The following is a 14,879-nucleotide window of genomic DNA, read 5'->3' on the forward strand; positions in this document are numbered from 1 at the left end:
AGGAGGTCTCCGCCACGGCGGGGATTCAGAAAAGAGTCGGACTTGCAAACACGGCCGCGAGCCGTGAATCGGAAGCCTCGGGATGCGTGAAAACGATGAATAAGTAAAAAACAAGGAATAACGGTATGAGAGTATTAATGTTCGGATGGGAGTTTCCGCCCCACATTGCGGGCGGACTGGGAACGGCCTGCTACGGAATGACCCGCGGACTGGCACGCAACGGCGTCAACGTCACGTTCGTCGTCCCGCACGCCTACGGCGACGAGGACCAGCGCTTCACGCACGTGCTGAACGCCAGCGACGTGGAAGCCATGTACGGTTCGACGGGAAGCGGTGCGGACGACATTCTGGAAAAGATGTCGTTCATCCACATCGACTCGAACATGGTTCCCTACATCTCGCCGGAGGAGTACGAGGTCTATCACGAGAAATATGTCAAGTCGGGAGAGCGGACCTGGTCAACGACCGACGCCTGGAAACAACGCTACACCTTTTCGGGCAAGTACGGCGCCAACCTCATGGAGGAGGTCGCCCGCTATGCCGTGGTCGCCGCGCAGGTGGCCAAGGATCTGGAAGGGCAGTTCGACGTGATCCACGCCCACGACTGGCTCACCTACTATGCGGGCATCGCCGCCAAGCGCGTCTCCGGAAAACCGCTCGTGGTGCACATGCACGCCACGGAATACGACCGTTCGGGCGAGAACGTCAACACGCAGGTCTACGCCATCGAACGCGCCGGCATGCACGCCGCCGACCGGGTGATCGCCGTGTCGAACCTCACGCGCAACATCGTCATCAACCGCTACGGAGTCCCGGCCGACAAGGTCGTGACGGTGCACAACGCCGTGCGCTTCGCCGAGAACAGCGGCAAAGTGCCCGAACGGGGCGTCAAGGACAAGATCGTGACCTTCCTGGGACGCATCACCTATCAGAAGGGGCCCGACTATTTCGTGGAGGCCGCCGCCAAGGTGCTGAAGCGCGTGCCCGACGTGCGCTTCGTGATGGCCGGCTCGGGCGACATGATGAACCATGTCATCCGCCGCGTGGCGCGGCTCGGCATCGCCGACCGGTTCCACTTCACGGGATTCCTCCGCGGAGAGGACGTGCACAAAATGTTCCAGCTGTCGGACGTATACGTGATGCCTTCGGTGTCGGAGCCCTTCGGCATCTCGCCCCTCGAAGCGATGCGGTCGAACGTTCCGGTCATCATCTCGAAGCAGAGCGGCGTGGCCGAGGTGCTGGACTACGCCGTGAAAGTCGATTACTGGGACGTGGACGCCCTCGCGGACGCCATCTACGGACTGATCAAATACCCCGCCCTCTCGGGCATGTTCGCCTCGAAGGGGCTCGAAGAGGTCACCAATCTCAAATGGAACGACGCTGCGGCAAAGATCAAGACGGTTTACGAGGCCGTGATCGAAGAGAATGAGAAACAATCAAAATAGTATCGCCATGAAAACCGTTTGCATCTATTTTCAGGTACATCAGCCCTGGCGTCTGAAGAAATACCGTTTCTTCAACATGGGCAAAGACCATAACTATCTGGATGACCTCCTGAACCGCTCGATCATGCAGAAGGTGGCCCGCCAGTGCTACCTGCCGATGAACGCCCTGCTGCTGAAACTCATCAAAGAGAACAAGGGCAGGTTCCGCTGCTCGTTCTCGATCACGGGCATCGCCGTCGAGCAGTTCCGTGCGTTCGCCCCCGAAGTCCTCGACTCGTTCAAGGAGCTGGCGGCGACGGGATGCGTGGAGTTCCTGGCCGAAACCTATTCGCACTCGCTGGCCTCGCTGGCTTCGAAGGAGGATTTCCGGGAGCAGGTCAAACTGCACACCGCCCTCATCAAGAAGGAGTTCGGGGTGAAGCCCACGGCGTTCCGCAACACGGAGCTGATCTATTCGGACGAGATCGGCGAGATGGTGGCCGGCATGGGCTTCCGCACGATGCTGGCCGAAGGCGCCAAGCACGTGCTGGGCTGGAAGTCGCCCAACTACGTCTATGCCAACGCCATCGACCAGAAGCTGCGCCTGCTGCTGCGCAACTACAAGCTCTCGGACGACATCGCGTTCCGCTTCTCGAACAAGAGCTGGGACCAGTGGCCGCTGACGGTGGACAAATACGTGCAATGGCTCTCTTCGGACGAGACGCCGGGCGAGGTGGTGAACCTGTTCATGGACTACGAGACGTTCGGCGAACACCAGACCGCCGACACGGGCATCTTCGAATTCATGCGCGCGCTTCCCAAAGCGGTTTTGGCCAAGAAAAACGGACTGGAATTCGCCACGGTGACCGAAGCGGCGAAGAAATACCAGCCGGTGGCCGTGCTCCACTGCCCGCACGTGATGTCGTGGGCCGACGAGGAGCGCGACGTGACGGCATGGCTGGGCAACGAGTTGCAGAACGAGGCGTTCTCGAAGCTCTACGCCCTGAAAGAGAAGGTCACGACGCTGAAAAACCCCGATTTCGACTACGTGTGGAGTTTCATGCAGACCTCCGACCACTTCTACTACATGGCTACCAAGTGGCTGTCGGACGGCGACGTGCACTCCTATTTCAATCCCTACGACTCGGCCTACGACGCCTTCATCAACTACATGAACGTCCTCTCGGATTTCAGCATCGAGCTGGACAAGGCCATCGAGGCCAAGACGGCGAAGAAGCGCGCCTGAGTGCGTCGCAGACGATGACGAAACGGGTCCCCGGCGGGGACCCGTTTTTCGGTTCGGGCCGGACATGCGCGCCGAAAGGCTCCGTGCCCGGCGGATGCCGCTCAGGATTTCCGGCGGGCGCCGAGAATGGCCTCCATATTGTCCTGCGCCCACTCCACCAGTCCGAAAATATGCGGAAGCAGGCTCCCGCCGCGCTCCGTAAGGTCATACTCCACCCGCGGAGGCACCTCGGCGTAGACTTTGCGGCGGATCATCCCGTCGGTTTCGAGCGTCCGCAGGGTGACGGTCAGCATGCGGTGCGAAATGTCGCCCAGCGTGCGGTGGATCTCGCTGAAACGCATCACGCCGTTGGCGTGCAGCGTCAGCAGCACCAGCATCGACCACTTGTCCCCCAGCCGGCTCAGGACATCCCGGACGGGACAACGGCCCGTGGGCGTAAAATTCCGAAAACTTTTTTCCGTTTCCATCCGTTTGGCATTCAGCAATGGTTACACACGTGTAACCTACTCATTTTTAAGTGCGTTCTTGTTTTTGCAGGCGATTCGCCCTATCTTTGTATGCAAAGATAACAAACTTACCGAAAATAACCATCGTATCACTAAACGAATTGCAATCATGGCAAAAAGAGCAGCTGTCGTGGCCGTGAATCCCGTGAACGGGATGGGCCTGTTCCAGTATCTGGAGACGTTTTTCGAGAACAAGATTCCCTGCACCGTGTTCGCCGTGGCCGAGAGCCGCGAGATCCGCACCAACTCGGGCATCGGCCTGACGGCGGACGACGTGATCGCCAACCTCAAAGGCCACGAAGCCGAGTACGACGCCCTGGTGTTCGCCTGCGGCGACGCCGTGCCGGTCTTCGCACAGCATGCCGGCGAGCCCTGGAACAAAGACCTGATGGAGGTGCTGAAAACCTTCGGGGAGACGGGCAAACCGATGATCGGCCACTGCGCCGCGGGGATGATGTTCGGATTCGCGGGCGTCGCCGCCGGACGGCGTGTCGCCGTGCATCCGCTGGCCAAGGCCGCCGTGACGGGGCCCGTGGCGACGGACGCCCCGTTCGAAATCGACGGCAATTTCTTCACCGCGCAGGAGGAACACGCCATCCCGGCGATGATCCGGCAAGTGGTCGAGGCGCTGAAATAGCGCATGAAAAAGCCCCTCTGCGGAGGGGTTTTTCATTATCGCCGGGCGGCGTAATCGTAGACGAGCCGCGAAATGCGGGCGATGACGGCGGCGTTGGTCCGGTCGTCCTCGCGGGAATCCATGACGAAAACCGCGATCGAATAGCTGCGCCCGTCGGGCAGGCGGACGATGCCGATGTCATTGTCGGCGATCTTCACCCCGCGCCCGTCGCGGTCCGAACTGCCGGTCTTGTGCGCTACGGCGACATCCGCAGGCAGCAGCCCCCGGAGTTTGTCGGGCCCGGTCCCCGTGGCGAACATCGTTTCGAGCAGGAGATCCCCGTATGCGGCGGAGAGAAGCTCCCCGCGGCGGAAGCGTTCGAGCAGCCGCACGGCGGCCAGCGGCGTGGTCCGGTTGAGATACTGGTTGTCCGTATGGCGGTGCATCATCTCCTCGTCGGCCACGATCACGGTTTCGCCGATGCCCAGTCCGGCGATGTAGCGGTCCACGGCCTCCGTTCCGCCCAGAAAGCGGAACAGCACGTCGCAGACGTTGTTGTCGCTCTGCGCGACGCTGTACGTCAGCAGTTCCGCCACGGTGAACCGGCCGCCCCCGGGGCAGGCTTCGCGCAACGGCGACCACGTACCGGAAAGCAGATCGGAACGGCGGACCGGAATGCGTGTCGTGAGGGGAAGGCCGCGGCGGTCGAGGCGGTCGAGCACGGCTAACGCCTGATGGAACTTGCAGACACTCAACATGGGATAGCAGCGTCCGCCGTTCACCGCGAGCGTATCGCCGTCGCCGAACACCACAGCGACGCCCACCGTCGCCCGCACCGAGTCGGTCACAGCGCGGAGGGCCCGTTCGAGGGATTCGCCGCGGGCCGAAAACGGCACGGCCGCCGCGAGGCAGCAGCAGAGCAGAAACAGCCGTTTCATGGCATGTCAGCCTTTGCGTTTGTAACGCGAGGGCGAAGTGCCCGTATGCTGTTTGAAATATTTGCCGAAGAAGGACTGGGTCGAGAAATTCAGGTGGTAGGCGATCTCCTGAATGCTCATGCCCGAGTATTTGAGCAGGGCCTTGGCTTCGAGGATCACCGATTCGTCGATCCACCGCGCGGCGGTCTTGCCGCTCACCTCCTTCACCACCGAAGAGAGGTATTTGGGCGTGATATTGAGCTGCTTGGCGTAGAAGCTCACGTTGCGCTCACGTTTGTTGTACTGCTGGAGAAGCGACATGAACTCGTCGAACAGCACCTCGCAGCGGCCCTGTTTGATCTCGCCGGGCTGCTCGCGCTGGTTGATCTCGGTGATGATGTAGAACGCCGTGGTGAAAAGCGTGCGGATGATCTCGTGGCGGTAGCGCTCCTTGTCGCTGCGGAGCATGGTCTTGATGAGCTGGAACAGCTGGCGGATTTCATCCACGTCCTGCGGCGTCACCTCCAGCACCGGAGCCTTGCCGAAACGCATGTAGACCGGCAGCGAGGTCGAAAGGTCGATCTGAATCTCGTTGACGAACGACTTCGAGAAAGCCAGCAGGTAAGCCGCGGCGTTCGACGAACATTTGACCGTGCGGATGATCGAATCGGGGTTGAAAAAGACGATGGTGTTGGGCTTGACGTTGTAGTTCTGCATGTCGATCGACACCGTGGCCTCGCCCGCCATCATGATGATGGCCGTGAAACCGTCGATCGAGGTCGGATAGTCGGCCGTGGTGTTCTTGTCGGCCGTGAGTGCGGAGATGACCAGATCGTCCGAAAGGTAAAAGACATCGCTCATCTCCTTTTTGAGCCGGGAGATGGAGACTTTCCGCAGGTTTTCACGCCCGCCGCCGCGTGTCGTTTTGCCAATATCCGCCATATCGTCGTAATTTTTCCGACAAAAGTAACAAAAACGGTCCGAAATCGCAACACCGCCCCCAAAAAGAGTCGGAAAAATATTTCACAAATCCCTCTCCGAACCCTCCGCCCGCAGCGATTCCTTATTGCTGTTTTGCGCACATGATGCGCAGACCTCCGGCGATGCACTCGATGTGCAGCGGAAATCCGGCGCCTTTCTGCCCATCGACATCCGTCGGCTCGTCGATCGTCGAACGGATGTCGATCGTCCGGGCCCGCAGATGGCGGACGATCTTCGGGTTTCCGCCCGCCAGATAACGGCACATGGCCATCGTCGAGCGGAAGAAGTTCTTCTTTTCCAGCAGAATGCAGTCGAAAAGTCCGTCCTTGATCGACGAACGGCGCGCCAGGCGGAAGCCGCCCGCGGTCTCGCCGTTGAAAATCAGCACCATCAGCGACCGCAGGTCGAAGCGTTCGCCGTCGGCCTCGATCTCCAGCGGCACGGCGTGCATCGAACGGATCTCCTTGGCCCCCTCGATGATGTAGGCCAGTTTGCCGATCTTGTGTTTGCGCGCGTCGGGCGTGCGCTGCGAGGTGGTCGTGAAGAGGCCGAACGAGAAGATATTGACGAACCAAAGCCCGTTCACACACCCCGCATCGACCCGGTCGATGCTTCCCGAAGCGATCTGCCGCGCCGCTTCGAGCGGTTCGCGCGACATGCCCAGCGCCCCGGCGAAATCGTTGGCCGTGCCCGCGGGGATCACCCCGACGGGAATGTCCAGCCCCTTGCGCTTCATGGCGTTGACCACGTAGTTGACCGTGCCGTCGCCGCCCGCCACAACCATCAGGTCGATCGTCTCGCAGCCGTCGAAGGGATTGGCCGAAAAGTCGATCAGCCGGGGTTCGATCTCGTATCCGTAGGCCCGGAACACCGTGCAGATGCCCTCGACGTTGCGGGCGATCTTCCTTTTGCCCGACTGCGTGTTGTAGAGAAATACAGCTTGTTTCATTATATCTCGTTATTGCAGGATCAACGCTTCCATAGCCGGCGAAACATACTCCTCGTATTCGTCGCCGTCGCCCGCGAGGATGAAATAGACCTTCGCCCCCGGCATGGCGGCCGCCGCGGCCAGCGCATCGTCGGCGCCCATCGCCAGGAACATGGTCCCCAGGGCGTCGGCCTCGGCGCAGGTCGGAGCCGCGACCGTCACCGACAGCAGGCGCGAAACGGCGCTGCATCCCGTGCGGGGGTCGATCGTGTGGGCGATCTTGTTCCCCTCGGCATCGAGGTAGAAACGGCGGTAGTTGCCCGAGGTGGCCAGCCCGCCGTCGTGCATCCGCACCCGTTTCTGAAGATACTCGCCGTTGGTCATGTTGCCGTCGAAGGGGGTTTCGATGCCGATGCGCCACGCATCGCCCCGGGGGTTGACGCCCCGGCAGCGGACCTCGCCGCCGACATCGACGATATAATTCTCGGCGCCGTATTTTTCGATCAGCGCCGCCAGCAGATCGACGACGTAGCCTTTGGCCACGGAATTGAAATCGAGCTGCACGCGGGGATCGTCCTTCACCAGCCGCCCCGCCTCGATGCGCACCTTCTCCCGCCCCACGAATTCGAGGATCGAATCGACGTTCGGGCGCTCGACGCGCTCCTTCCCGGCGAATCCCCACGCCTCGACCAGCGGTTTGACGGTCACATCGTAGCGGCCGCCGCTCAGCGAACCGATGCTGTCGGCCAGACGGAGGTTGAAGGCGATATGGCTGTCAACGCTGTCGGTTTCGTTGCGGTTCAGACGGCTCAGCAGCGACGCGGGGTCGTAGATCGACATCGACGCCTTGGCCTCGCGGTCGAGCTCCATGACCGCGGCGTAAAGCTCCTGCGGCGAGACGCCCCGCACGTCGGCCGCGACGTGCAGCGTCGTGCCCAGCATCACCCCGTCCACCGAGACGTAGGCGGGACGCCGCCCGCAGCTCCAGAAAGCGGCCGCGACAAGTGCGGCCAAGACTCCGCAGATACCCTTTTTCAACATAATTTCCACTCGTTTAGCCACAAAAGTACGATTTTCCGGAGTATATCGTAAGTTTTCCGGCCGAAAAGATAAATAATTTTTCATTTTTAATTCTTAATTCTTAATTTATTAGTACCTTTGCGGAACGCTCTGGCGTTATCCACGGTAAGGGGGATGCGTCGTAGAGTGGAACGTAAAAATAATTTTACACGATGGCTTATTTAACAGCTGAGAAAAAGCAGGAGCTTTTCGGCCAGTACGGCAAGTCTAACACCGACACGGGTTCGCCCGAGAGTCAGATCGCGTTGTTTTCCTACCGTATCAGCCACCTTACGAACCACCTCAAAAGCAACAAGCACGACTTCGGAACCCAGCGCGCACTGCTGCGTCTGGTAGGTAAGCGCCGCCAGTTGCTGGAGTACCTCAAGGAGGTCGATATCGAGCGCTACCGCGCAATCGTCAAGACACTCAATCTCCGCAAGTAGTCCCGAGGAAGAAATGAAGGCAATTCCCGAGAGGGGTTGCCTTCATTTTCATTGTGAAAAAACAATTCGAAAAACATTATAGGTTTATTTTTATGGAAGAAAAGAAGCTGTACAACGCAGTCCGCAAAACGATCGCGCTGGCCGACGGACGCCAGATCGAGATCGAAACGGGCAAACTGGCCAAGCAGGCCGACGGCTCGGTCGTCGTCAAGATGGGCGACACGATGCTCCTCGGCACCGTGGTGGCCGCCAAGGATGCAAAACCCGACACCGATTTCATGCCCTTGCAGGTAGAGTACAAGGAGAAGTACGCCTCCATAGGCCGCTATCCCGGCGGCTTCATGAAGCGCGAAGGCCGCGCCAACGACAGCGAAATCCTCGTCGCACGGCTGATCGACCGCGCGCTCCGTCCCCTGTTCCCCGCAGACTACCACGCCGAAGTCTATGTGACGGTCACCCTCATCTCGGCCGACAAGGACATTCAGCCCGACGCACTGGCCGGACTGGCCGCATCGGCCGCGCTGGCCGTGTCGGACATCCCGTTCGGCGGCCCCATCTCGGAGGTCCGCGTAGCCCGCATCGACGGTGAATACGTCATCAACCCCAACTACTCGGACATGGAGAAGGTAGACCTCGACATCATGGTCGGAGGTACGATCGACAATATCCTGATGGTCGAGGGCGAGATGAAGGAGGTTTCGGAAGAGGTCATGCTCGGCGCCATCAAGTTCGCGCACGAGGAGATCAAGAAGCACTGCGCCGTACAGATCGAGCTTTCGAAGGAGCTGGGCAAGGACGTGAAGCGCACCTACTGCCACGAGGTCAACGACGAGGAACTTCGCCAGACGATCATCAAGGAGCTCTACGACAAGGCTTACGCCATCGCCACGAGCGGCACGATGAAGCACGAGCGCGAGGACAAGTTCAACGCCCTCGAAGCCGAGTTCGCGGCCCGCTACTCGGAGGAGGAGCTCGTGGAGAAGGCCCCGCTGATCCACAAATATTTCCACGACGACGTGCAGAAGAAGGCCATGCGCAACATGATCCTCGACGAGGGCAAGCGCCTCGACGGCCGCAAGACCGACGAGATCCGCCCGATCTGGTGCGAAGTGGGCTACCTGCCCGCAGCCCACGGCTCGGCGATCTTCACCCGCGGCGAAACCCAGTCGCTCACGACCGTGACGCTCGGCACGAAACTCGACGAGAAGGTCAAGGACGAAGTGCTCGTGCAGGGCACCGAGCAATTCGTGCTCCACTATAACTTCCCGCCCTTCTCGACGGGCGAGGCCAAGGCCGCACGCGGCCTGAGCCGCCGCGAGATCGGCCACGGCCACCTGGCATGGCGCGCCCTGAAGCCGATGATCCCGCTGGGCGACGAGAACCCCTACGCCGTGCGCGTCGTGTCGGACATCCTCGAATCGAACGGCTCGTCGTCGATGGCGACGGTCTGCGCCGGAACCCTCGCGCTGATGGACGCCGGCGTGAAGATCAAGAAACCCGTGTCGGGCATCGCCATGGGTCTGATCTCCGACTCCGAGACCGGCAAGTGGGCCGTGCTGTCGGACATTCTGGGCGATGAAGACCACCTGGGCGACATGGACTTCAAGGTGACGGGCACCAAGGACGGCATCACCGCCACGCAGATGGACATCAAGGTGGACGGACTCTCCTACGAGGTGCTGGCCGCCGCATTGGAGCAGGCCCGCAAAGGCCGCATGCACATCCTCGGCAAACTCACCGAGTGCATCGCCGAGCCGCGCGCGGACTACAAGCCCTGCGTGCCGCGCATCGTACAGATCACCATCCCGCAGGATATGATCGGTTCGGTGATCGGCCCGGGCGGAAAGGTCATCCAGGACATCCAGAAGACCACGAACACCACCATCACCATCACCGAGAACAACAACCTGGGCTATGTCGATATCTTCGGCATCGACAAAGCGGCTCTCGACGGCGCTCTGGCGCGCATCAAGGCGATCGTGGCCATTCCCGAGGTGGGCGAGACGTACCACGGCAAGATCCGTTCGATCGTGGCGTTCGGCGCCTTCGTCGAGATCATGCCCGGCAAGGATGCCCTGCTCCACATCTCGGAGATCGACTACAAGCGTTTCGAGACCATGGAGGAGACCGGTCTGAAAGAGGGCGACGAGATCGATGTCAAGCTAATCGGCGTAGACCCCAAGACCAACAAACTCAAGCTGTCGCGCAAGGCGCTGCTTCCCAAGCCCGAAGGCTATGTGGAGCGGGAACGCCGCCCGCGTCCCGAACGCGGAGAGCGCGGCGAACGCCGCGACCGCGGGGAACGCCGGGAGCGCCATGAACACAAGGAGGACTAAAACGACTGTCAATGTGGATATTTCGGACGGAAATGCGTCGTTTTTTTCCGTCCGGAATATTGCATAATTAGCGAGAGTTTTCTATATTTGCGCTGTTCCTCCGGCAGAAAAGAGACGGAATGTTTCCGAAAACCGGGAGGAAGCGAGACAGACAAGAGGCAAACATTAAAAATAAACACATTAATTTACCCTATTATGAAAAACTTAATGAAATTGAGCATTGTGCTCGTAGCTGCCGCCCTGGCATTTTCGAGCTGTAATTGCTTCAAGAAGATGGCCAAGAACCGGGACGATGTCAAACTGACGGTTACCCCCGAGATTCTCACGCTGAACAACGGCATCGTCGCCGCCGACATCAATGTCACTTTCCCCGTCGAGTACTTCAACAAGAAGGCGATCATCAAGGTTACCCCCGTCATCGTATTCGAGGGCGGCGAAGTGGCCGGCGCCACCAAATACTATCAGGGTTCGAAAGTTGACGAGAACTACGCTGTCGTAGACAAGATCAACGGCGGCAACTTCACGCAGCACGTGGAGTTCCCCTACGATCCCCGCATGGACCAGTGCGCATTGCAACTCCGCGCCGAGATCAAATGCCCGAAAGGCAAGGCCAAGGAGTTCGTGCTCGTTAACCTGAACACCGGAGCCATCCCCACCAAGGAGGAGGCTGCCGTGCTGGCCGGCAACGACGCCGCTGCCAAAGCTGCCATCGCCAAAGAATTCGGTCTGACGGTCGCTTACGGTCTGAACACCCTGCAAAAGGACCTCAAGTACGGCGACCTGATGGATCAGATGGCCAACGACTACAAGAAGGTGACCACGGTGGTTGACAAGACCGACCTGCTCTATGCGATCAACTCGTCGGTAGTGACCAAGAAGAACGAGAAGAACGCCAACCTCGGCGCATTCAAGGAGAACGTGGACAAGAACCTCACGAACGACCGTGCCACGCAGAACATCGCCGTCAAGGGCTATGCTTCGCCCGACGGTCCGGTGAAGTTCAACGACAAACTCTCGCAGGCCCGCAGCGAGTCGGGTAAGAAGGTCGTTGCCAAACTGCTGAAAGACGCAGGTCTGGATATCGACGCCGCTGCCTACGGCGAAGACTGGGACGGCTTCAAGGAGCTGGTCGAGAAGTCGAACATCAAGGACAAGAACCTCATTCTCCAGGTGCTGAGCCTCTACAACTCGCCCGCAGAGCGTGAGACCGAGATCAAGAACATGTCAACGGTATTCGAGGAGCTGAAAAAAGAGGTGCTTCCCGAGCTGCGCCGTTCGCAGATCGTCAACAGCACCGACCTCCAGGGTCTGACCGACGCTGAAATCATGGCCGCTTACCGCAACGGCGGCGAGCTGACCGTCGAGCAGTATCTCTATGCCGCTCAGGAGCTGGCCAAGAACGCCGACGAGCAGGTAGCCATCCTGACCGCCGCTTCGAAGAAATTCAACGACGCCCGCGTATGGAACAACCTCGGCGTGGCTCAGACGCAGGCCGGCGACAAGGCCGCTGCCCTGAAATCGTTCGAGAAGGCTGCCAAGCTGGATTCGTCGAAGGAGCTCAACAAGAACCTGCTGCTGGCTAACCTGGCCAACAACAACACCGCAGAGGCCAAGAAGTACGCTGCTGCCGCCGACGCTCAGGCCAAGGCTGCCCTGGCTGCCGCCGAGGGTGACTACAAGGCTGCCGCCAAAGGGCTCAAAGGCTACAACGAGGCTATCGCCCTGGTTCAGTCGAACGACCTGGCCGGTGCCAAGAAGGCCATCGCCAAGGACAACTCGGCCGACGCCGACTACCTGCGTGCCGTAATCGCCACGAAGGAAGGCGACCTCAAGACCGCAGAGGCTCAGCTGAAGAGCGCCGTTTCGAAGAACCCCGCTCTGGCTCAGAAGGCTGCCAAGGACATCAACCTGAAGCCGTTGCAGAAGTAATTTCAGCACGAACCGATAAAAAGAGTCTGGACCGGAACGGTTCAGGCTCTTTTTTTGCATCGGCGCCGGAAGGAGCGGACAACAAATGCGAAAGCGGGCCCGTTCGTAAAATAATTGGTCCGGAAGCGACGCGGGATCGAATAATTTTTCTAATTTTGTAAAAAACAAGATCGTATGGAATACGCCAACCATCTGAATGAATACGCTCCGGCATGGAGCGCTGAACAGGTAGACACCGAAGTCGCCCGCATCCGTCAGGTCGCCCGGGCACGCAACCACAATACCGAAGTCTATAAATTCTGCTATTCGGCCATCGACATCACGACGCTGTCGTGCAACGATTCGGTGACCTCCGTCACGGAGTTCGCCCGCAAGACCGTGGAGTTTTACCAGAAATATCCGCATATCCCCAACGTGGCGTCGATCTGCATCTACCCCGCATTCGTGGAGACCGTGGGGCTGGCCGTGGACGGTACGCCGATGAAGATCACGAGCGTCGCGGGCGGATTCCCCGCAGCGCAGACGTTCCTCGAAGTGAAGGCCCTCGAAGTGGCGATGGCCGTGGAGAACGGCGCCGACGAGGTGGACATCGTGCTGAACGTGGGCCGCATGCTCACGGGCGAGTACGACGAAGCGGCCAACGAGGTGGAGGTGATCCGCACGGAGATGGACGAGGATGTGGTGCTGAAGGTGATCATCGAGTCGGGTGCGCTGAAAACCCCCGAACTGATCCGCAAGGCTTCGCTGCTGTCGATGCTGGCCGGAGCCGATTTCGTGAAGACCTCGACGGGCAAGATCGACGTGGCCGCAACCCCCGAAGCCGCCGTGGTGATGTGCCAGGCCATCAAGGACTATTTCGAAAAGACGGGCCGCAAGGTCGGATTCAAGGCTGCGGGCGGTGTCCGCACGCCCGAAGACGCTGCGCTCTACTACACCATCGTCGAGGAGATCCTCGGCAAGGAGTGGCTCACGACGGACCTGTTCCGCATCGGCGCCTCCTCGGCCGCCAACAACCTCCTTTCGGCTATCGAGGGCAAGGAAATCAAGTACTATTAGCGGACCGCAATACGATTCAGAACGCTATTCCCCGGAACATTCCGGGGAATTTTTTTGCCCTCTCTAAAATATTTTCCGTGCCCGGTCGTCTGCACAGATAGAAATCTATCGAAGATGAAAAACACCGAAATCGTACTCCGCACCTACGACTGCACGGGATGCGGACGCTGTGTCGAAGCATGCCGCCGCGGAGTTCTCCGCCTGGCCGACAACGGACAATGCCGCTTCGTGCAAGTCGCCGACGCCGCACGCTGCGCGGGATGCCGCGCCTGCGAACGCTCCTGCCGCAACAAAGCCATCGTCATCCGCAAGATCGAACCCCGCAAAACCGCCCCGAAACACATTCTGCGAGGAGTGTTGCCCATCGTTCTTGCCCTGGCGCTCGCGCTGCCGTGGTCGTCGGACCCCGAAGCATGGCAGGCGGTCAACTACTGGAAAATATTCGGGCTGCTGGTATTGTTCCACCTGATATTCTGCCATTTACAAATCCCGGAATTTCTGAAAAACAACAACAAACCATGAAACGCAATCTTACATTCGTTCTCCATGCAATCGGAGGAATCGCCCTGCTCGCGGCGGCCGTCGGCGCAGCCATGTGGCTGTGGAACACCCTGATTCCCGACATATTCGGCTGGAAACCGGTCGGCTACTGGCAGATGTTAGGGCTGCTGGCGCTCGCCCATCTGTTCTTCGGGCACCTGGGACATTCCGGCTGGCACGAACACCGCCACATCCACCGGGCAATGCACGGCATATCGCACGAGGAACGCCGCGAATTCATCCGTCAAAGAATCCGTTCGTACCGGGAAGAAAACCCCACGGATGAATGCCCCGAAAAATAACCCCGCCGAAGTATTCGGGAAATACCGCCGTCAGCTGGGAGCCTTCATCGCCCGGCGCATCCCCTCGCGCGAAGAAGCCGAAGATATTTTGCAGGACGTGTTCATGCGCTTCGTACAGACCGATGCGCTGAATCCGGTGACGCAGGTCGCGGCCTGGCTCTTCCGCGCGGCCCGCAACCGCATCATCGACCACAGCCGCAAGCGCCGCGAAGAACGGATGCCGCAGATGCGCGGGCAGGACGACGAAAGCGGATTCGTCAGCGAAATCACGGCCCTGCTGGCCGACGAGGAGAGTTCTCCCGAAATGGAATACCTGCGGACATTGGTCTGGGAGGAGGTCGAAAAGGCTCTCGGCGAACTGCCCGCCGCCCAGCGCGACGTGTTCGAACTGACCGAAATGGAGGGATTCACCTTCCGGGAGCTCGCCGAGGACACCGGAATCCCCGTGGCGACCCTGCTCTCGCGCAAGCATTATGCGGTGAAACACCTCCGAAACCGCCTGGCGGAGATTTACGAAGCCCTCCTCACGGAGTGAACCGCCCCTACGTACGAAAAGCCGGCGACCCTTCCGAGGGCCGCCGGCTTCGCATAGG

15 protein-coding genes are annotated in these 14,879 nt (G+C 59.9%); 10 read left to right on the top strand and 5 right to left on the bottom strand.

The annotated features are described in order from the left end of the window. The first annotated feature begins 125 nt into the window (after positions 1–125). Complete coding sequence (locus tag WMO46_RS02445) at positions 126–1,445, top strand: glycosyltransferase family 4 protein (protein WP_317127299.1); 1,320 nt, start codon at positions 126–128, stop codon at positions 1,443–1,445. A 7-nt stretch (positions 1,446–1,452) separates the two neighbouring features. After that, a complete protein-coding gene (locus WMO46_RS02450; RefSeq protein ID WP_019151677.1) occupies positions 1,453–2,670 on the top strand; it encodes a glycoside hydrolase family 57 protein in 1,218 nt (405 codons plus the stop codon). 101 nt (positions 2,671–2,771) lie between these two features. On the opposite strand, the gene WMO46_RS02455 is transcribed toward WMO46_RS02450, so the two are convergent. Next, positions 2,772–3,137 carry a winged helix-turn-helix transcriptional regulator gene (locus WMO46_RS02455; protein WP_019151678.1) on the bottom strand — a complete coding sequence of 122 codons (366 nt, stop codon included), beginning with the start codon at positions 3,135–3,137 and terminating at the stop codon, positions 2,772–2,774. 148 nt (positions 3,138–3,285) lie between these two features. Here WMO46_RS02455 and WMO46_RS02460 point away from each other — a divergent pair, with 148 nt between their 5' ends. Continuing rightward, on the top strand, positions 3,286–3,813 hold the full coding sequence (locus WMO46_RS02460) for a DJ-1/PfpI family protein (protein ID WP_026076714.1): 528 nt from the start codon (positions 3,286–3,288) through the stop codon (positions 3,811–3,813). 35 nt (positions 3,814–3,848) lie between these two features. Here WMO46_RS02460 and bla read toward each other — a convergent pair whose 3' ends face one another. The 4 genes from bla to WMO46_RS02480 form a co-directional block, all read right to left on the bottom strand. Further along, complete coding sequence (gene bla, locus WMO46_RS02465; RefSeq protein WP_349093722.1) at positions 3,849–4,730, bottom strand: class A beta-lactamase, subclass A2; 882 nt, start codon at positions 4,728–4,730, stop codon at positions 3,849–3,851. 6 nt (positions 4,731–4,736) lie between these two features. Continuing rightward, a complete protein-coding gene (locus WMO46_RS02470) occupies positions 4,737–5,651 on the bottom strand; it encodes an AraC family transcriptional regulator (RefSeq protein ID WP_019151681.1) in 915 nt (304 codons plus the stop codon). A 121-nt stretch (positions 5,652–5,772) separates the two neighbouring features. Then, positions 5,773–6,639: a YegS/Rv2252/BmrU family lipid kinase gene (locus WMO46_RS02475; RefSeq protein WP_349093723.1), complete on the bottom strand. Its 867-nt coding sequence runs from the start codon at positions 6,637–6,639 to the stop codon at positions 5,773–5,775. 9 nt (positions 6,640–6,648) lie between these two features. Further along, a complete protein-coding gene (locus WMO46_RS02480) occupies positions 6,649–7,659 on the bottom strand; it encodes an FAD:protein FMN transferase (protein ID WP_349093724.1) in 1,011 nt (336 codons plus the stop codon). 191 nt (positions 7,660–7,850) lie between these two features. On the opposite strand from WMO46_RS02480, the gene rpsO reads away from it, so the two are divergent. The 7 genes from rpsO (at position 7,851) to WMO46_RS02515 (ending at position 14,821) form a co-directional block, all read left to right on the top strand. Continuing rightward, positions 7,851–8,123 (top strand): 30S ribosomal protein S15, encoded by a 273-nt coding sequence (rpsO, locus tag WMO46_RS02485; protein WP_019151684.1) that lies wholly within the window; start codon positions 7,851–7,853, stop codon positions 8,121–8,123. A gap of 92 nt (positions 8,124–8,215) precedes the next feature. Further along, a complete protein-coding gene (gene pnp / locus WMO46_RS02490; RefSeq protein WP_019151685.1) occupies positions 8,216–10,459 on the top strand; it encodes a polyribonucleotide nucleotidyltransferase in 2,244 nt (747 codons plus the stop codon). A gap of 207 nt (positions 10,460–10,666) precedes the next feature. Continuing rightward, positions 10,667–12,388 carry a hypothetical protein gene (locus WMO46_RS02495; RefSeq protein ID WP_026076715.1) on the top strand — a complete coding sequence of 574 codons (1,722 nt, stop codon included), beginning with the start codon at positions 10,667–10,669 and terminating at the stop codon, positions 12,386–12,388. Positions 12,389–12,562: 174 nt separating this feature from the next. Further along, positions 12,563–13,444, top strand: coding sequence for a deoxyribose-phosphate aldolase (gene deoC, locus WMO46_RS02500; RefSeq protein WP_019151687.1), 882 nt, complete (start codon positions 12,563–12,565; stop codon positions 13,442–13,444). Positions 13,445–13,558: 114 nt separating this feature from the next. Continuing rightward, entirely contained in the window at positions 13,559–13,966 is a 408-nt protein-coding gene (locus WMO46_RS02505) for a 4Fe-4S dicluster domain-containing protein (protein WP_276714991.1), read from the top strand. After that, entirely contained in the window at positions 13,963–14,286 is a 324-nt protein-coding gene (locus WMO46_RS02510; protein WP_349093725.1) for a hypothetical protein, read from the top strand. Before WMO46_RS02505 ends, WMO46_RS02510 begins: the two co-directional genes overlap by 4 nt. After that, on the top strand, positions 14,267–14,821 hold the full coding sequence (locus tag WMO46_RS02515; protein ID WP_129651325.1) for an RNA polymerase sigma factor: 555 nt from the start codon (positions 14,267–14,269) through the stop codon (positions 14,819–14,821). Before WMO46_RS02510 ends, WMO46_RS02515 begins: the two co-directional genes overlap by 20 nt. Positions 14,822–14,879 lie beyond the last annotated feature (58 nt).

Source organism: Alistipes intestinihominis (assembly GCF_040095975.1).
In the GTDB taxonomy this organism is placed as follows: Bacteria; Bacteroidota; Bacteroidia; order Bacteroidales; family Rikenellaceae; genus Alistipes; species Alistipes senegalensis.